The following is an 18,331-nucleotide window of genomic DNA, read 5'->3' on the forward strand; positions in this document are numbered from 1 at the left end:
ATGCCAGGGCACAAGCGGCTGATTTTCCATGAGAAATCTTGACCATATTGGCATTCTGTCAAGTGCGTCAAAATGGTGAGAGCCCTCCCCATTTTGGTGATTTTTAGTTTTTATTGTTAACTTTCAATAACTTAAATATAAAATAATTGATCAAAAAATAATCTTGCCCAATCCAATTACTGCAACTAGATTCAATTCCTGTCAACGCTGACAGGAATAGACACCTACCCTCGTCAGCGCCAGAAAGCCAAGAGCCGACATGCATCGGCCAGCCTGCGAGGAACCCACCATGTCGCTGTTGATCCGTGGCGCCACCCTGGTCACCCATGAGCAAAGCTACCGCGCCGATGTGCTCTGCGCAGACGGCCTGATCCAGGCCATCGGTAACGATCTCGACGCCCCGGCCGGCTGCCAGGTGCTCGACGGCAGCGGCCAGTACCTGATGCCCGGCGGCATCGACCCGCACACCCACATGCAATTGCCCTTCATGGGCACGGTGGCCAGCGAGGACTTCTTCAGCGGCACCGCCGCAGGCCTGGCCGGCGGCACCACCTCGATCATCGACTTCGTGATTCCCAATCCGCAGCAATCCTTGCTCGAAGCCTTCCACACCTGGCGCGGTTGGGCGGAGAAGTCCGCGTCCGACTACGGTTTCCACGTCGCCATCACCTGGTGGAGCGACGAGGTCAGCCGCGAGATGGGCGAGCTGGTGGCAAAGTTCGGAGTCAACAGCTTCAAGCATTTCATGGCCTACAAGAACGCCATCATGGCCGCCGACGACACCCTGGTGGCCAGCTTCGAGCGCTGCCTCGAACTGGGCGCAGTGCCCACCGTGCATGCGGAAAACGGCGAGCTGGTCTATCACCTGCAACAGAAACTCCTGGCTCAGGGCCTAACCGGGCCGGAAGCGCACCCGCTGTCGCGGCCTTCCCAGGTCGAAGGCGAAGCCGCCAGCCGTGCCATCCGCATCGCCGAGACGCTGGGCACGCCGCTGTATCTGGTGCACGTCTCGACCCAGGAAGCCCTGGACGAAATCACCTATGCCCGCGCCAAGGGTCAGCCGGTGTACGGCGAGGTGCTGGCCGGCCATCTGTTGCTGGACGACAGCGTGTATCGCCACCCCGACTGGCAAACCGCCGCCGGCTACGTAATGAGCCCGCCGTTTCGCCCGCGTGGGCATCAGGAGGCGCTGTGGCGTGGCCTGCAGTCGGGCAACCTGCACACCACCGCCACCGACCACTGCTGCTTTTGCGCCGAGCAGAAAGCCGCAGGGCGCGATGACTTCAGCAAGATCCCCAATGGCACGGCAGGCATCGAGGACCGTATGGCGGTGCTCTGGGATGAAGGCGTCAACAGCGGCAAGCTGTCGATGACTGACTTCGTCGCGCTGACCAGCACCAACACCGCGAAGATCTTCAATCTCTACCCGCGCAAGGGCGCGCTGCAGGTTGGCGCCGATGCCGACCTGGTCCTGTGGGACCCGCAAGGCACACGCACTATCTCGGCCAAGACCCATCACCAGCAGGTTGACTTCAACATCTTCGAAGGCAAGACCGTGCGTGGCGTGCCCAGCCACACCATCAGCGCCGGCAAGCTGGTCTGGGTCGATGGCGACCTGCGCGCCGAACGCGGCGCCGGCCGTTATGTCGAGCGCCCGGCCTACCCGGCAGTGTTCGACCTGCTGAGCAAACGCGCCGAGCACAGCCGGCCGACGGCCGTCGAGCGCTAAGCCGCTACACAGGCACCCCACTACTTCGCCACACCGGCCCGCAGAGGCCGGATGGCCGCTTATCCGCTGTTAACTGCCGAATAAAAGCCACAAAACCGTGAGGCAATAACCGTGATAGACACCCTCAGCCATTTGCCGCGACCGGATGCCGGGGCGGCCGAACTGGCCGATCGTTTCAGCGATCTGGCCCCACCGCTCACCGCCCGCCAGGCCGCACTGGAAAGCGCTCGCTGCCTGTATTGCTACGACGCACCCTGCGTGAATGCCTGCCCCAGCGAGATCGACATCCCCTCGTTCATCCGCAATATCAGCCACGAGAACGTTCAGGGCGCGGCCGAGAAGATTCTCTCGGCGAATATCCTCGGCGGCAGCTGCGCCCGCGTCTGCCCCACCGAGATTCTGTGCCAGCAAGCCTGCGTGCGTAACAACGCGCAGGAATGCGCGCCCGTGCTGATCGGCCCTTTGCAGCGCTATGCCATCGACAACGCGCAGTTCAGCGAGCACCCGTTCCAGCGCGCCCCGGCCAGCGGCAAGCGCATTGCCGTGGTCGGTGCAGGGCCGGCGGGTTTGTCCTGCGCTCATCGCCTGGCCATGCACGGTCATGAAGTGGTGATCTTCGAGGCACGCGAGAAAGCCGGCGGCCTCAATGAGTACGGCATCGCCAAGTACAAGCTGGTCGACGACTTCGCCCAACGCGAAGTGGAGTTCCTTTTGCAGATCGGCGGCATCGAGATCCGCCATGGCCACAAACTGGGCGACGACCTCAGCCTCAGCGAGCTGCACCAGCAGTTCGACGCCGTATTTCTCGGCATCGGCCTGGCGGCCAGCAAACGCCTTGGCCTGCCGGGCGAAGAGGCGCCGGGGCTGCTCGCCGCCACCGATTACATCCGCGAACTACGGCAGAGCGATGACCTGACGCAACTGCCGGTGGCCGAGCGCTGCATCGTCCTCGGCGCCGGCAACACCGCCATCGACATGGCGGTGCAAATGAGCAAACTCGGTGCCCGCGACGTCAACCTGGTCTATCGCCGGGGCTTCGAGGAAATGGGCGCCACCGCACACGAACAGGACATCGCCAAGGCCAATCAGGTACGCCTGCTGACCTGGGCACAGCCGGACGCGGTGCTGTTGAACGATCAGGGTCAGGTGCGCGGCATGCGCTTCGCCCGCACGCGTCTGGAGAACGGCCGCCTGCAAAGCACCGGACAAACCTTCGAGCTGGCCGCAGACGCCATCTTCACCGCCATCGGCCAGGCCTTTGACGGCCAAGCCCTGAACGACCCGCTGGCCCGCGAACTGAAGCGCGAAGGCGAACGCATCTGGGTCGACGCCCAGCTGCAAACCAGCGTGCCAGGCGTGTATGCCGGCGGCGACTGCACCGCCCTGGGCCAGGACCTCACCGTACAAGCCGTGCAGCACGGCAAGCTGGCCGCCGAGGCCATCCACTCTCACCTGATGCTCAATGTGGAGGCCGCATAAATGGCCGATCTATCCATCGAATTTGCCGGAATCAAGGCCCCCAACCCCTTCTGGCTGGCCAGCGCGCCGCCCACCGACAAGGCCTACAACGTGGTCCGCGCCTTCGAGGCCGGCTGGGGCGGCGTGGTCTGGAAGACGCTCGGCGAAGACCCGGCAGCGGTCAACGTGTCGTCACGCTACTCGGCGCACTTTGGGGCTGACAGAAGCGTACTCGGGATCAATAACATCGAACTGATCACCGACCGCTCGCTGGAAATCAACCTGCGCGAAATCACCCAGGTGAAGAAGGACTGGCCGGACCGCGCGCTGATCGTTTCCCTGATGGTGCCCTGTGTCGAGGAATCCTGGAAAACCATCCTGCCACTTGTGGAAGCCACCGGCTGCGACGGTATCGAGCTGAACTTCGGCTGCCCCCACGGCATGCCCGAGCGCGGCATGGGCGCGGCGGTCGGCCAGGTGCCGGAATACGTGGAGATGGTCACCCGCTGGTGCAAGACCTATTGCTCGCTGCCAGTGATCGTCAAGCTGACGCCGAACATCACCGACATTCGCACCTCGGCGCGCGCCGCACATCGTGGCGGCGCCGATGCGGTGTCGCTGATCAACACCATCAACTCGATCACCAGCATCGACCTGGAGCGCATGGTCGCTCTCCCCATCGTCGGCACGCAGAGCACCCACGGCGGCTACTGCGGTTCAGCGGTCAAACCCATTGCATTGAACATGGTCGCCGAGATCGCCCGCGACCCGGAAACCCGCGGCCTGCCGATCTGCGGTATCGGTGGCATTGGTAGCTGGCGCGACGCGGCGGAGTTCGTCGCACTGGGTTGCGGTGCGGTGCAGGTGTGTACGGCGGCCATGCTGCATGGCTTTCGCATCGTCGAGGAGATGAAAGACGGCCTGTCGCGCTGGATGGACAGCCAGGGCTACGCCAGCCTGCAAGATTTCTCCGGGCGCGCGGTGGGCAATACCACCGACTGGAAGTACCTGGACATCAACTACCAGGTGATCGCCAGGATCGACCAGGACGCCTGCATTGGCTGCGGCCGCTGCCATATCGCCTGCGAAGACACCTCGCACCAGGCCATCGCCAGCCTGCCCCAGGCCGACGGCACGCATAAATACGAGGTGATCGACGCAGAGTGCGTGGGCTGCAACCTGTGCCAGATCACCTGCCCGGTGCAGGACTGCATCGAGATGGTGACTCAGGACACTGGCAAACCCTTCCTCGACTGGAACCACGACCCGCGCAATCCGTACCGCGTGGCCAGTTGAAAATAGCTCGCGGCTAAAACAGTTCGCGGCTAAAGCCCCTCCCACGGGATAGTAGTGCTCTTGTTGGAGGGGCAGAGCGACGCACTGCTTTAGCCGATGGGGTGAGCAAAGACAAAGACCGTGGGAGGGGCTTTAGCCGCGACAGGCAGCGACTGCGATTACGGCTCCAGCCCGATCCCACGCAAGATCACACTGGTCACCGTCTGCACCGCTCGCTCGAATTGCGGCTCGGAGAGCGCCTGGTGCTCGTTGAGCACCGCCACCTGATGGCTGAAGTCGGCGTAATGCTGGGTCGAGGCCCAGATCATGTAGAGCAGCGCCGACGGCTCGACAGCCAGGATGCGCTTGCCCTCGACCCACTGACGGATCTTCGCCTCCTTCATCTTCGCCCAGTCGTACAGGCCCTCGTCGAGGGTGACACCGAGCACCGGCGCGCCATGGATAATCTCGTTGGCCCAAACCTTTGAGCCATACGGCCGACTGCGCGAGTGGTTCATCTTGGCGCGAATGTAGCTGCTCAATACCACGCGCGGGTCATCGAATACCTCGAAGCACTGGGCATCCTGCTTCCACACTTCGAGCAGATCGAGCAGCACGGCGCGATACAGCTCGTCCTTGGTGCTGAAGTAATAGTGCAGGTTCGAACGCGGCAATTCGGCCTGCTCGGCGATATCGGCCATGGCAGTGCCGCCGTAGCCTTTCTCGGCGAAGACCTTTTCAGCGGCCAGGAGAATCTTCTTGACGTTGCGACGGCGAATTTCGATTTTGTGGTTGGCCATGGCCGATCCGTTGCGACTAGACCTGCCAAGGCTACCACTGGCGATACCGACGGGGCGACGGAAAGCCTTGGGCTGCACGCCGCACGCAGCTATAATCCGCCAGTTTCAAACGACCGGCACAGCTCCGGTCGCTCCCGCCACCTGTCCGAGGGGCGCTGCAGCAGGGCAACCTGTCAGGCTCGGATGGGGCGTTAACCATACGCATCAACGGCGCCCATTCGCAGACAACGAATGGAGAGCTTTCATGAGCGCTGCTTTTAACGATTTCAAAGTCGCCGACATTTCCCTGGCCGATTGGGGCCGCAAAGAGCTGATCATCGCCGAGTCCGAGATGCCGGCACTGATGGGCCTGCGCCGCAAGTACGCCGCCAGCCAGCCGCTGAAAGGCGCGAAGATCCTCGGCTGCATCCACATGACCATCCAGACCGGCGTGCTCATCGAGACGCTCACCGCCCTGGGCGCGGAAGTGCGCTGGTCCTCCTGCAACATCTTCTCCACCCAGGATCAGGCCGCTGCCGCCATCGCCGCCGCCGGCATCCCGGTGTTCGCCTGGAAGGGCGAGACCGAGGAAGAGTACGAGTGGTGCATCGAGCAGACCATCCTCAAGGATGGCCAGCCGTGGGACGCCAACATGGTGCTGGACGACGGCGGTGACCTGACCGAAATCCTGCACAAGAAATACCCGCAGATGCTCGAGCGCATCCACGGCATCACCGAAGAAACCACCACCGGTGTGCACCGCCTGCTCGACATGCTCAAGGCCGGCACCCTGAAAGTCCCGGCGATCAACGTCAACGACGCCGTGACCAAGAGCAAGAACGACAACAAGTACGGCTGCCGTCACAGCCTCAACGACGCCATCAAGCGCGGCACCGACCACCTGCTGTCGGGCAAGCAGGCGCTGGTGATCGGCTACGGCGACGTAGGCAAGGGCTCGGCGCAGTCGTTGCGTCAGGAAGGCATGATCGTCAAGGTTTCCGAGATCGACCCGATCTGCGCCATGCAGGCCTGCATGGACGGCTTCGAGCTGGTTTCGCCGTACATCGACGGCATCAATGACGGCACCGAGGCCAGCATCGACAAGGCGCTGCTGGGCAAGATCGACCTGATCGTCACTACCACCGGTAACGTCAACGTCTGTGACGCGGGCATGCTCAAGGCCCTGAAGAAGCGCGCCGTGGTGTGCAACATCGGCCACTTCGACAACGAGATCGACACCGCCTTCATGCGCAAGAACTGGGCATGGGAAGAGGTCAAGCCGCAGGTGCACAAGATCCACCGCACCGGTGCTGGCAGCTTCGATCCGGCCAACGACGACTACCTGATCCTGCTGGCCGAAGGCCGCCTGGTGAACCTGGGCAACGCCACCGGCCACCCGAGCCGGATCATGGATGGCTCGTTCGCCAACCAGGTACTGGCGCAGATCTTCCTGTTCGAGCAGAAGTTCGCCGACCTCTCCCCGGAGAAGAAAGCCGAGCGCCTGACCGTGGAAGTGCTGCCGAAGAAGCTCGACGAAGAAGTCGCCCTGGAAATGGTCAAGGGCTTCGGCGGTGTGGTTACCCAGCTGACCAAGCAGCAGGCCGACTACATCGGCGTGACCGTGGAAGGCCCGTTCAAGCCGGACGCTTATCGCTACTAATGCGTAAGGTGGATAAGCCCATGGCCTATCCACCGCCGACTTCCCGCAAGGTGGATGGAAAAACGCCATCCACCCTACGTCTCCAAGGCTAGAAACCCTATGAGCCAAGAACGCCGCTACAGCTTCGAATTCTTCCCCACCAAGACCGAAGCCGGGCATGAAAAACTGATGGACGTAGCGCGCCAACTGGCAACCTACAAACCCGATTTCTTCTCCTGCACCTATGGTGCCGGTGGCTCGACCCGCGACCGCACCCTGAACACCGTGCTGCAACTCGATGGCGAGATCAAGGTGCCGACCGCGCCGCACCTGTCCTGCGTCGGTGACAGCAAGGCCGAACTGCGCGAGCTGCTCAACCTGTACAAGAACGCCGGTATCAAGCGCATCGTTGCCCTGCGTGGCGATCTGCCATCAGGCATGGGCATGGCCAGCGGCGAGCTGCGCTACGCCAACGAGCTGGTCGAGTTCATACGCACTGAAACCGGTGATCACTTCCATATCGAAGTGGCTGCCTACCCGGAGATGCACCCGCAGGCGCGCAACTTCGAGAGCGACATCGCCAACTTCGTACGCAAGGCCAAGGCCGGTGCCGACAGCGCCATCACCCAGTACTTCTTCAACGCCGACAGCTACTTCTACTTCGTCGAGCGCGTGCAGAAACTGGGCGTGGATATCCCGGTGGTGCCGGGCATCATGCCGATCACCAACTACAGCAAGCTGGCGCGCTTCTCCGACGCCTGCGGCGCGGAGATCCCGCGCTGGGTGCGCAAGCAGCTGGAAGCCTATGGCGACGACAGCGACAGCATTCGCGCCTTCGGCGAACAGGTCATCAGCGAGATGTGCGAGCGCCTGCTGCAAGGCGGCGCGCCGGGCCTGCACTTCTACAGCATGAACCTGGCTGGCCCCAGCCTGGCCATCTGGAACAACCTCAAACTGTCACGTTGACAGCTCCCTCCGGGCCGTCCACACGGACGGCCTGTCTGCGTCACACTCCGCCTTGCCGCCGAAGGATCGCCCCTCATGCTCAAACGCTCCACGATCAACGCCTCCGTCAGCCCCAAGGGCAGCCTGGAAACCCTCTCCCAGCGCGAAGTGCAGCAACTGCGCGAAACCGGCTCGGGCAGCATGTATCGCCTGTTCCGCCAGTGTGCCCTGGCGATCCTCAATACCGGCTCGCACAGTGATAACGCCAAGACCATCCTCGAGGCGTACCCGGACTTCGAAGTGAAGATCCACCAGCAGGATCGCGGCATCCGCCTGGAGCTGCTGAACGCACCAGCCGATGCCTTCGTCGACGGCGAGATGATCGCCAGCACCCGCGAGATGCTGTTCAGCGCCCTGCGCGACATCGTCTTCACCCAGAGCGAGCTGGAGCACAAGCGCATCGATCTGGACAGTTCCGAAGGCATCACCGATTACGTCTTTCACCTGCTGCGCAATGCCAAGACCCTGCGCAGCGGCGTCGAACCGAAGATGGTGGTGTGCTGGGGCGGCCACTCGATCAGCACCGAGGAATACAAGTACACCAAGAAGGTCGGCCACGAACTGGGCCTGCGCGGTCTGGATATCTGCACCGGCTGCGGCCCGGGCGTGATGAAGGGGCCGATGAAGGGCGCCACCATCAGCCACGCCAAGCAGCGCAACCTCACCGGCCGCTACCTGGGCCTGACCGAGCCGGGCATCATCGCCGCCGAGGCACCGAATCCGATCGTCAACGAGCTGGTGATCCTGCCGGATATCGAGAAGCGTCTGGAAGCCTTCGTCCGCGTCGGCCACGGCATCATCATCTTCCCGGGCGGCGCCGGCACGGCCGAAGAGTTTCTCTACCTGCTGGGCATCCTCACCCACCCGGATAACCAGGATCTGCCCTTCCCAGTCATTCTCACCGGGCCGAAGAGCGCCAGCACGTACCTGCAGCAGCTGCATGATTTCATCGGCGCCACTCTCGGCGCAGCGGCGCAGCAACGCTACCGCATGATCGTCAACGACCCGGCCGAAGTCGCCCGCGAAATGGCCAGCGGCATCAAGGCCGTGCGTCAGTTCCGCCGCGAGCGCAACGACGCCTTCCACTTCAACTGGCTGCTGAAGATCGACGAGAGCTTCCAGCACCCGTTCGAGCCGACCCATGAAGCCATGGCCGGCCTCAACCTGACCCGCGAGCAGCCATTGCATCAGTTGGCCGCCAACCTGCGCCGGGCCTTTTCCGGCATCGTCGCCGGCAACGTCAAGGAGAACGGCATCCGCCTGATCGAGGAGCACGGCCCCTACGAGATTCGCGGTGAAACCACCATCATGCGCCCGCTGGATCGCCTGCTGCAGGCCTTCGTCGAGCAGCACCGCATGAAGCTGCCGGGCGGCAGTGCCTATGAGCCCTGCTATCGGATAGTCGACTGAAGCTGCGCAAGACGCACTTTCACGGCACCCGCAAAATCGCTAACCTGGCATCATGCCATTATTCCAGCGCCAGATTATCGCCACGCTTTTACTGTGCTGTTGCGCCTTCGCCGCCCGCGGCGAAACGCTGCGCCTGGTCACAGATGCCTGGGCACCCTACGTCTACGAGGAAGACGGCCAGGCCGCGGGTCTCGACTACGAGCTCACCCGCGAGGTACTGCAGCGCCTAGGGGTAAAGCTGGACCTGCAGTTCCTGCCGTGGAAGCGCTGCCTGCTGGAGCTGGAACAAGGCAATGCAGACGGCATACTGGATATTTTCCACCTGCCCGAGCGCGAAGCGAGCATGCTCTTCGTCGAAGAGCCGCTGAGCGACGTCGAACTGGTACTGTTCTACGCACGTAACCGCCCCTACCCCTATGACAGCCTGGAAGACCTGCGCGACCTGGTGATTGGCATCTCGCCAGGCTACTGGTACAACGACGAAACCTTCCGCAATTCGCCCTTGTTCAGTCGCGAAGCGGCTCCGACTCACGAGGCCAATCTGGGCAAGCTGATCCGCCACCGCGTCGACCTGGTCATCAATGACCGTCGCGCCGGCCTCTATCTGACCACCCAGATGGGCTTGCAACAGCAGGTCGACTACAACCGCAAGGCGGTCGGCCACGACCGTCTATACCTCGCGCTGCGTCACGACCCTGCCCTGGCTAGCCTGGCCAGGGACTTCGCTGACGAACTGCGCCGCTTCAAGCGCGAACCAGCCTATGCCCAGCTGCAGCAGCGCTACGCCAACCCCGATCGACTCAGGCCGTGAACCAACCGACAGGCTGGTAGCTGCGTAAGGCCTCAGCTCTGTTATACTCGGGGCTTCCCGCCAGGCTTGCGCCCGGATGCTGGTGCTCTAAAGCCAGCAGTACCGGACGGGATCACGCCCCCCACGTGTGATTCAAGCCAGGCTCTACACCCCCAGGGCCACGCCCTCACTTAGTACAGGATTGCTCATGTCCTTTGCCTCCCTCGGTCTCTCCGAGGCTCTAGTCCGTGCGGTCGAGTCCGCCGGCTACACCCAGCCCACTCCGGTGCAACAGCGGGCCATTCCCGCCGTGTTGCAAGGTCGCGATCTCATGGTGGCGGCCCAGACGGGTACAGGTAAGACGGGCGGTTTCGCCCTGCCGATCCTCGAACGCCTGTTTCCGGGCGGTCATCCGGATCGCGAACAACGTCACGGCCCGAAACAACCGCGCGTGCTGGTGCTGACACCCACCCGCGAACTGGCCGCCCAGGTGCATGACAGCTTCAAGGTCTATGCCCGCGATTTGAAATTCGTCAGCGCCTGCATTTTCGGTGGCGTTGGCATGAACCCGCAGATCCAGGCCCTGGCCAAGGGTGTCGACGTACTGGTGGCCTGCCCAGGTCGCCTGCTCGACCTGGCCAACCAGAAAGCCATCGACCTGTCGCATGTGGAAATTCTCGTGCTCGATGAAGCCGACCGCATGCTCGACATGGGCTTCATCCACGACGTCAAGAAGGTGCTGGCCAAGCTGCCAGCCAAACGCCAGAACCTGCTGTTCTCGGCCACCTTCTCCAAGGACATCACCGACCTCGCCGGCAAGTTGCTGCACAACCCCGAACGCATCGAGGTGACGCCGCCGAACACCACGGTCGAGCGTATCGAACAACGCGTCTTCCGCCTGGCCGCCAACCACAAGCGCGCCCTGCTCGCCCACCTGATCACCCAGGGCGCCTGGGAACAGGTGCTGGTCTTCACCCGCACCAAGCACGGTGCCAACCGCCTCGCCGAATACCTCGACAAGCACGGCCTGCCGGCTGCCGCGATTCATGGCAACAAGAGCCAGAACGCCCGCACCAAGGCGCTGGCCGACTTCAAGGCGAACAAGGTGCGCATCCTGGTGGCCACCGATATCGCCGCCCGCGGCCTGGATATCGACCAACTGCCGCACGTGGTCAACTTCGAGCTGCCCAACGTCGAGGAAGATTACGTCCACCGCATCGGCCGTACCGGCCGCGCTGGGCGTAGCGGTGAGGCCATCTCGCTGGTCGCCCCGGACGAAGAGAAGCTGCTGAAAAGCATCGAGCGCATGACCAAGCAGAAGATCCCCGACGGTGATCTGCTGGGCTTCGATGCCAGCGCAGTGGAAGCGGAACGTCCGGAAGTGCGTGAACCGCGCCAGCCACGCAATGCCGGGCCGAAAAAGGCCAAAGCCGAAGGCGCCGACAAGCCCAAGGGCGAGCGCAACAACGGTGGTCGTCGAGACAAGGGCAAGGACAGCGGCAAGGAACAGAAAGCCAAGCCGCAACAGCAGGGTCAGGGCCAGAATCGCCGTGGTCAGCAACCGCGCAACCAGAGCCGTGGCGCTGCGCCGGCTGTTCCACCATTGCCTCCGGACCGCGACCCGGAAGAGTTCCTCGACGACGAAATCGATAATTTTGGCAACCGTGCCGATTACGTACCGGTGCAGAACAAGCCGCAAGGTCGCGGCCGTCGTTCAGGCGGTGGGTCGGCTGGCAATGGCGCTGCTCAGGGCCAAGGCCAGAGAGCCAACAGCAACAACAGGCAGCCCCGCAGCAACGCTGGCGCCCCCCCCGCTAAGAATCGTGGCCAGGGTGGTCAGGGCCGTAACGGCGGTGGCGGTGGCCGCGGCCGACCGGCGGACGGTCGCATCACCTCGCTGGATCGCGACGAGCTGCCACGCGCCGAAGCGGCCGTGCGCAACCCGCGCGAAAAGCAGCCGATCATCGTGCACAAGGGCTCTCGCCTGGATCGTTTCCCCAGCGCCGAGCAGCTCGACGAGTTGAGCAACAGCACTCGTCCACGCAGCGAGAAGCCGGCGCTGCTGACGCGTAACCGCGAAGAGTAAGCTGCCGCGCTAACGAAAACGCCACCCCATAGGGTGGCGTTTTCGTTATTGCCGTAGGCTGAACATGCGGCCACATCCGGTGGCCGCTAGAGCGGCCGTTTTCCTTACTTGCGGATGCCTTCGATCGAGATGATCAGCTCGACGGTTTCCGAAGCCGGGCCGAGGTCCATGGCGATATCGAAGTCCTTCAGCTTCAGCGTGGTGGTGCCTTCGAAGCCGGCGCGGTAGCCGCCCCACGGATCCTGACCTTCACCGATGAACTTGGCAGCGATGACGACCGGCTTGGTCACGCCATTCAGGGTCAGGTTGCCGGTGACGTCAGCGCTGCCTTCACCGGTGGACTTGACCGAGGTGGATTCGAAGGTGGCGGTGTCGTGCTTGCTGACATTGAGGAAGTCGGCACTGCGCAGGTGCTTGTCACGCTCGGCATGGTTGGTGTCGACGCTGGCAGTCTTCAGGGTCACGTTGACCTTGCTCGCCTCGGGGTTGGCAGCGTCATAGCTGAACGTACCGTCGAAATCCTTGAAGGTGCCGTACAGCCAGCTGTAGCCCAGGTGGCTGATCTTGAAGTTGACGAAGGCATGCTGGCCTTGCTTGTCGATGGCGTAGTCGGCGGCCATGGCCTGGCCGCCCATCAGGGCCGAGCCCAGAACCAGTGCAGCGAGGGCGTTCTTCAACATGGGGTGTTCTCCTTGCGAGGTTGTCGATCTATGTGGGCCTTGGCCCGGTTATGAAATGCTTCAGCGCCCGAACATCCGCAGCAGGGTGCTGTCGCGGTCGATGAAATGATGCTTGAGTGCAGCCAGGCCATGCAGGGCGGCGAAGATCACCAGGCCCCAGGCCAGGTATTCGTGGATGGCGCCGGCAATGTCTGCCTGCTGCGCGATGCCGCTCAGGGTGGCCGGCACACTGAACAGGCCGAATACCTCGATGCCACGACCATCAGCGGTGGAAATCAGGTAACCGGAGAGCATCACGCCAAACAGGCCGAGATAAAGCAAGGCGTGGCCCAGCCTGGAGGCCTGGCGAGTGAGCTTGCCATGGCTGGCAAGCGGCGCGGGCGCCGGGTTGAGCAAACGCCACAGCACGCGCAGGAGCATGACGACGAACAACAGAATGCCAATGCTCTTGTGCAGGTCAGGCGCACTCTGGCGCCACGGATCGTAGTAGCTAAGCCCTACCATCCAGAAGCCGAGGCCGAACAGGCCAAAGACGACCAGCGCGACCGACCAGTGCAGCAGCACGCTGACCAGACCATAACGAGCAGAAGTGTTGCGCCATTGCATGGTGGCTTTCCTAATCCAGATCCGAGCAAGACTAACGGCAAATATATCGATTTAAAGCGGAAAATTTCGCTATGAAATATCAGGAAATGCGATATTTCGCGCTTCCCCCCCCTCAAGCCGACCCCGTTGGTATGACGCGCCGCCCATGGAGTTCCCCGGCAACGGCAGCAGCGGTACATTCTGCCAGACCAGCAGCAACGCCCGTGACTCGGTGACGGCTTCTGGTAGGCTGTGCCGCCGAACCTTGGGAGATAGCTCATGAGCCTGAACGATCACTGGATGCAACGCGATCTCGACGTGTTGTGGCACCCCTGCACCCAGATGAAGGATCACGAGCGCCTGCCGCTGGTAGCGATTCGCAAGGCGTCCGGCGTGTGGCTGGAAGACTTCGACGGCAAGCGTTATCTGGATGCCGTCAGCTCCTGGTGGGTCAACGTCTTCGGTCACGCCAACCCACGTATCAATGCGCGCATCCGCGAGCAACTGGACAGCCTTGAGCACGTCATGCTAGCCGGCTTCACCCATCAGCCGGTGATCGAACTGTCCGAGCGCTTGGTGCAGATCACCCCGGCCGGCCTGAACAAGGTGTTCTACGCCGACAACGGCTCCTCGGGCATCGAGGTGGCGCTGAAGATGAGCTTTCACTACTGGCTCAACAACGGCCAGGCGAACAAGAAGCGCTTCGTCACCCTGAGCAACAGTTATCACGGTGAAACCGTGGCAGCGATGTCGGTGGGAGACGTGTCGCTGTTCACCGACACCTACAAGCCGCTGCTGCTCGACACCCTCAAGGTGCCCAGCCCAGACTGTTACCTGCGCCCCGAGGGCGTGAGCTGGGAAGAGCATTCGCGCGTCATGTTCGCCCACATGGAACAGACCCTGGCCGAGCATCACCACGAAGTCGCCGCGGTGATCATCGAACCGCTGATCCAGGGTGCCGGCGGCATGCGCATGTATCATCCGGTCTACCTCAAGCTGCTGCGCGAGGCCTGCGACCGCTATGGCGTGCACCTGATCCATGACGAGATTGCTGTCGGCTTCGGCCGTACCGGCACGATGTTCGCCTGCGAACAGGCCGGCATTACCCCGGACTTTCTGGTGCTGTCCAAGGCACTGACCGGTGGTTACCTGCCGATGGCTGCGGTGCTGACCACCGATCAGGTGTACAGCGCCTTCTACGACGACTACGCCACCCTGCGCGCCTTTCTCCACTCGCACACCTACACCGGCAACCCGCTGGCCTGCGCCGCCGCGCTGGCGACGCTGGACATCTTCCGTGACGACGATGTGATCGAACGCAACAAGGCCCTGGCGGCGCGTATGGCAAGCGCCACGACGCACCTGGCCGATCACCCGCACGTCGCCGAAGTGCGCCAGACCGGCATGGCTCTGGCCATCGAGATGGTGCAGGACAAGGCCAGCAAGGCAGCCTATCCATGGCAGGAGCGGCGCGGCCTGCACGTCTACCAGCATGCACTGGAACGGGGGGCGCTGCTGCGCCCACTGGGTAGCGTGGTGTATTTCCTGCCGCCCTACGTCATCACACCCGAGGAGATCGATTTCCTCGCCGAGGTGGCCAGTGAGGGCATTGATATCGCCACCCGAGAGTCAATCAGCGTGGCAGTGGACAACCGTTACCCCGATCATCGCGATCCGGGCTGACTCAGGAGCGGTGCGCACAGCGCACCCTACAGCTAGAATTCGCGCCTCTGCTCAAGGTTGATACGTCATGCGCCTGTCCCGCTTCTTTATCGATGCCCCGCTGTCTCTCGGCCAGCATGAACTGCCCGAGGCCCAGGCCCATTACATCGGCCGCGTGCTGCGCCATGCCGTGGGCGATGCCGTGCAGCTGTTCGACGGCAGCGGCCAGGAATACCTCGGCGAGCTGATCGAAGTGGGCAAGAAAAGCGTGCGCGTCGAGCTGCGTGAAGCCTTTGCCGGCCTAAGCGAGTCGCCGCTGCATATTCACCTCGGCCAGGGCCTGTCACGCGGCGAACGCATGGACTGGGCCATCCAGAAAGCCACCGAACTGGGGGCCAGCGAAATCACCCCCATCGTCTCGGCACGCTGCGAGGTACGCCTGAAGGACGAGCGCGCCGACAAGCGCATGGCGCATTGGCGTCAGGTGGCGATCAGCGCTTGCGAACAGTGTGGCCGCTCGGTGTTGCCGTTGATCAACCCGCCGCAGGAGCTGGACACCTGGTTGCAGCAGATCGAAGCCGAGCTGAAGCTGGTGCTGCACCCCGTTGCCGCTGCTCTGCAAAGCCATGAAAAGCCCCATTCCCTGGCCTTTCTGATCGGCCCGGAAGGCGGCCTGAGCGATGCCGAAGTCGACCAGGCCAAGGGCGCAGGCTTCCACGCCGCCCGCCTAGGCCCACGCGTTCTGCGCACGGAAACGGCCCCCGTGGTGGCGCTGACTGTCGCTCAACAGCTCTGGGGCGACCTCCAGGCATAAGAATGTCGCTTGGACGTAACAAAATGTGATTTCAAGAGATTGCAAGATCGACAGTCTTTGTCATGCTCTTCGCGCCGCATGCGCGGGCCGCTCACCAGCGAACCGCGCACGGCCGAGGCCGACGCCCGTTAGCGTCGGTTCTCTTCCAATAACAAACAACGGGCCTCGGCACCGCCCAAAAAGCGGCCGCATGCCCAGGAGCATTGCATGAACGAACTGGTCTCGACCCTAAACGGTCTGATCTGGAGCCCGGCGCTGATCTTTCTATGTCTCGGCGTTGGTCTCTACTTCTCCCTGCGCGGCCGCTTCCTCCAGGTTCGCCACTTCAAAGAAATGATTCGCCTGATGTTCACCGGCAAGACCGATGAGCATGGCATCACCTCCTTCCAGGCCCTGACCATGACCCTCGCCGGTCGCGTCGGTACCGGCAACATTGCTGGTGTGGCCACTGCGATCACCTTCGGTGGTCCGGGTGCCGTGTTCTGGATGTGGATGGTCGCCTTCCTCGGCGCCAGCTCGGCATTCGTCGAGTCCACCCTCGGTCAGGTGTACAAGGAAAAGCTCAACGGTGAATACCGCGGCGGCCCGGCCTTCTACATCGAGCGCGGCCTGGGTCTGAAGTGGTACGCCTGGCTGTTCGCCATCGTCACCGTGTTCGCCACAGGCCTGCTGCTGCCGGGCGTTCAGGCCAACTCCATTGCCTCCAGTGCGCAAACCGCGTTCGGTATTGACCCGAACGTCACCGCAGCGGTGCTGGCCATACTGATCGGCCTGATCATCTTCGGTGGTGTCAAGCGTATCGCCCACTTCACCCAGGTAGTCGTACCGTTCATGGCGCTGGGCTACATTCTGGTCGCCCTGGTCATCATCCTGCTGAACATCGAGAAGCTGCCGGAAGTCGTGCTGCTGATCGTCAAGAGCGCATTCGGCCTCGAGGCCGGTTTCGGCGCCATCGTCGGCATGGCCATCCAGTGGGGCGTCAAGCGTGGTGTGTATTCCAACGAAGCCGGCCAGGGTACTGGTCCGCACGCTTCGTCCGCCGCTGCCGTCAGCCACCCGGCCAAGCAAGGTCTGGTACAGGGCTTCTCGGTCTATATCGACACCCTGTTTGTCTGCTCCGCCACCGCCTTCATGCTACTGATCACTGGTCAGTACAACGTGCAGGCCCCGGATGGCAGCGCGCTGTTCACCGGTATCGCTGGCGTAGCCGCAGGTCCGGGCTACGTGCAGACCGCGATGGAGAACATGATGCCCGGCTTCGGTAACGCCTTCGTCGCCATTGCTCTGTTCTTCTTCGCTTTCACCACCATCCTGGCCTACTACTACATCGCCGAAACCAACATCGCCTACATCAACCGCAAGGTGAAGCGCCCCATCCTCACCCTGCTGCTGAAGTTCGGCATCATCGCGGCCACCGTGTACGGCACCGTGCACACCGCCACCTTCGCCTGGGACTTGGGTGACCTCGGCGTGGGCCTGATGGCCTGGCTGAACATCATCGCTATCCTGCTCATGCACAAGGTTGCCTACAAGTGCCTGAAGGACTACGAACAACAGCTGGATGAGGGTAAGGATCCGGTCTTCCACCCCGAGAAGCTTGGCATCACCAATGCCGACTACTGGGGCAGCAACACCTCGGAAGAGAACCTGACTGCAGAGAAAACTGAAGCGCAGCAAGTGCAGCGCTGATCAACTTCCGGCAGTAACGAAAAAGCCCCGGTCAGTGCCAGAATGCTGTTCACTTAAGGTTGCACACGTTTGGCTCCCCTCTCCCATTTATGGGAGAGGGGCTGGGGGAGAGGGTTAAAACGGCCAGTTTCCCCTCTCCCTAACCCTCTCCCCAAAGGGGCGAGGGGACTAATCGCGTCCGACCATCGCTTATGTGAACAGCATTACGGTCAGTGCCGGGGCTTTTTCATGGGCGCTCGTCTGAGCGCCTGGTCACTTCAGATCAGGCCGGCATCGGCGAGCAGTTGTTCCAGCGCCGCCAGATCCGGAATACGCACTACATCGTCACCGACACGCGCAGCCCCTAGTTCCAGCGGCGCCAGTTCGACGTCGGCCGCCGGCAGATCGCTGCCAACCTTCAGCGAACGTGGAATGCCCTGCACCAGCAGGGCGATGAACTTGACCTTGGGCCGGCCACCGAGGGCGTTGATCACCGCCACGCGGGCGCCACCGGTAACCTGCGCCTGGCCACCGCTGGCCGCCTCGAAGGACAACAGCGGCAAGCGCAGATCACGCCAGGCAATCTGACCGAGAAACCACTCAGGCATGCCTTCGCTGACCTGTGGTGCGCGATAGGGAATCAGCTCGGCCACCGCCACGTTGGGCAGCAACAGGGTGCGGTCGGCCAGCGGCACCAGCAGGCCGGTCAGACCTTCGGTGCTGTTCTGGGTGGCGACGGCTTGGCTCATTG

At 62.7% G+C, this 18,331-nt stretch carries 15 protein-coding genes and 1 riboswitch; of the genes, 11 read left to right on the forward strand and 4 right to left on the reverse strand.

Features of this window, described 5'->3' with window-relative positions; translation table 11 throughout:
* The first annotated feature begins 289 nt into the window (after nt 1-289).
* The 3 genes from hydA (at nt 290) to preA (ending at nt 4,483) form a co-directional block, all read left to right on the forward strand.
* Nucleotides 290-1,729, forward strand: coding sequence for a dihydropyrimidinase (gene hydA, locus DBO86_RS13785; protein WP_090336024.1), 1,440 nt, complete (start codon nt 290-292; stop codon nt 1,727-1,729).
* Between the two features lie 111 nt (nt 1,730-1,840).
* A complete protein-coding gene (locus DBO86_RS13790) occupies nt 1,841-3,208 on the forward strand; it encodes an NAD(P)-dependent oxidoreductase (protein WP_074855200.1) in 1,368 nt (455 codons plus the stop codon).
* Nucleotides 3,209-4,483 carry an NAD-dependent dihydropyrimidine dehydrogenase subunit PreA gene (preA, locus tag DBO86_RS13795; RefSeq protein WP_003458824.1) on the forward strand — a complete coding sequence of 425 codons (1,275 nt, stop codon included), beginning with the start codon at nt 3,209-3,211 and terminating at the stop codon, nt 4,481-4,483.
* Between the two features lie 158 nt (nt 4,484-4,641).
* Here preA and DBO86_RS13800 read toward each other — a convergent pair whose 3' ends face one another.
* A complete protein-coding gene (locus DBO86_RS13800) occupies nt 4,642-5,262 on the reverse strand; it encodes a TetR/AcrR family transcriptional regulator (protein ID WP_003458822.1) in 621 nt (206 codons plus the stop codon).
* A gap of 141 nt (nt 5,263-5,403) precedes the next feature.
* Nucleotides 5,404-5,485, forward strand: a riboswitch (S-adenosyl-L-homocysteine riboswitch).
* A 21-nt stretch (nt 5,486-5,506) separates the two neighbouring features.
* Here DBO86_RS13800 and ahcY point away from each other — a divergent pair.
* From ahcY to rhlE2, 5 genes are all read left to right on the forward strand, one after another.
* Entirely contained in the window at nt 5,507-6,901 is a 1,395-nt protein-coding gene (gene ahcY / locus DBO86_RS13805) for an adenosylhomocysteinase (RefSeq protein WP_108233947.1), read from the forward strand.
* Nucleotides 6,902-7,000: 99 nt separating this feature from the next.
* Nucleotides 7,001-7,846, forward strand: a complete 846-nt coding sequence (gene metF / locus DBO86_RS13810; protein ID WP_108233948.1) for a methylenetetrahydrofolate reductase [NAD(P)H] — start codon at nt 7,001-7,003, stop codon at nt 7,844-7,846.
* A gap of 75 nt (nt 7,847-7,921) precedes the next feature.
* Nucleotides 7,922-9,295, forward strand: a complete 1,374-nt coding sequence (gene ppnN / locus DBO86_RS13815) for a nucleotide 5'-monophosphate nucleosidase PpnN (RefSeq protein ID WP_108233949.1) — start codon at nt 7,922-7,924, stop codon at nt 9,293-9,295.
* 52 nt (nt 9,296-9,347) lie between these two features.
* Nucleotides 9,348-10,106 carry a substrate-binding periplasmic protein gene (locus DBO86_RS13820; RefSeq protein WP_108233950.1) on the forward strand — a complete coding sequence of 253 codons (759 nt, stop codon included), beginning with the start codon at nt 9,348-9,350 and terminating at the stop codon, nt 10,104-10,106.
* 187 nt (nt 10,107-10,293) lie between these two features.
* A complete protein-coding gene (gene rhlE2, locus DBO86_RS13825) occupies nt 10,294-12,171 on the forward strand; it encodes an RNA helicase RhlE2 (protein WP_108233951.1) in 1,878 nt (625 codons plus the stop codon).
* A gap of 104 nt (nt 12,172-12,275) precedes the next feature.
* Here rhlE2 and DBO86_RS13830 read toward each other — a convergent pair whose 3' ends face one another.
* Nucleotides 12,276-12,851: a YceI family protein gene (locus DBO86_RS13830; protein WP_108233952.1), complete on the reverse strand. Its 576-nt coding sequence runs from the start codon at nt 12,849-12,851 to the stop codon at nt 12,276-12,278.
* Between the two features lie 60 nt (nt 12,852-12,911).
* Nucleotides 12,912-13,457: a cytochrome b gene (locus DBO86_RS13835; RefSeq protein WP_108233953.1), complete on the reverse strand. Its 546-nt coding sequence runs from the start codon at nt 13,455-13,457 to the stop codon at nt 12,912-12,914.
* Between the two features lie 258 nt (nt 13,458-13,715).
* Here DBO86_RS13835 and DBO86_RS13840 point away from each other — a divergent pair, with 258 nt between their 5' ends.
* The 3 genes from DBO86_RS13840 (at nt 13,716) to DBO86_RS13850 (ending at nt 17,601) form a co-directional block, all read left to right on the forward strand.
* Nucleotides 13,716-15,119, forward strand: coding sequence for an adenosylmethionine--8-amino-7-oxononanoate transaminase (locus DBO86_RS13840; RefSeq protein ID WP_108233954.1), 1,404 nt, complete (start codon nt 13,716-13,718; stop codon nt 15,117-15,119).
* Nucleotides 15,120-15,186: 67 nt separating this feature from the next.
* Complete coding sequence (locus DBO86_RS13845; protein ID WP_108233955.1) at nt 15,187-15,912, forward strand: 16S rRNA (uracil(1498)-N(3))-methyltransferase; 726 nt, start codon at nt 15,187-15,189, stop codon at nt 15,910-15,912.
* 207 nt (nt 15,913-16,119) lie between these two features.
* Nucleotides 16,120-17,601: an alanine/glycine:cation symporter family protein gene (locus DBO86_RS13850; RefSeq protein ID WP_108233956.1), complete on the forward strand. Its 1,482-nt coding sequence runs from the start codon at nt 16,120-16,122 to the stop codon at nt 17,599-17,601.
* A 257-nt stretch (nt 17,602-17,858) separates the two neighbouring features.
* Here the strand turns inward: DBO86_RS13850 and DBO86_RS13855 are convergent, their stop codons facing one another.
* Nucleotides 17,859-18,329 carry a chemotaxis protein CheW gene (locus DBO86_RS13855; protein ID WP_108233957.1) on the reverse strand — a complete coding sequence of 157 codons (471 nt, stop codon included), beginning with the start codon at nt 18,327-18,329 and terminating at the stop codon, nt 17,859-17,861.
* Nucleotides 18,330-18,331 lie beyond the last annotated feature (2 nt).

Origin of the sequence: Ectopseudomonas oleovorans, from assembly GCF_003052605.1 — a bacterium.
Taxonomy (GTDB): Bacteria; Pseudomonadota; Gammaproteobacteria; order Pseudomonadales; family Pseudomonadaceae; genus Aquipseudomonas; species Aquipseudomonas oleovorans_A.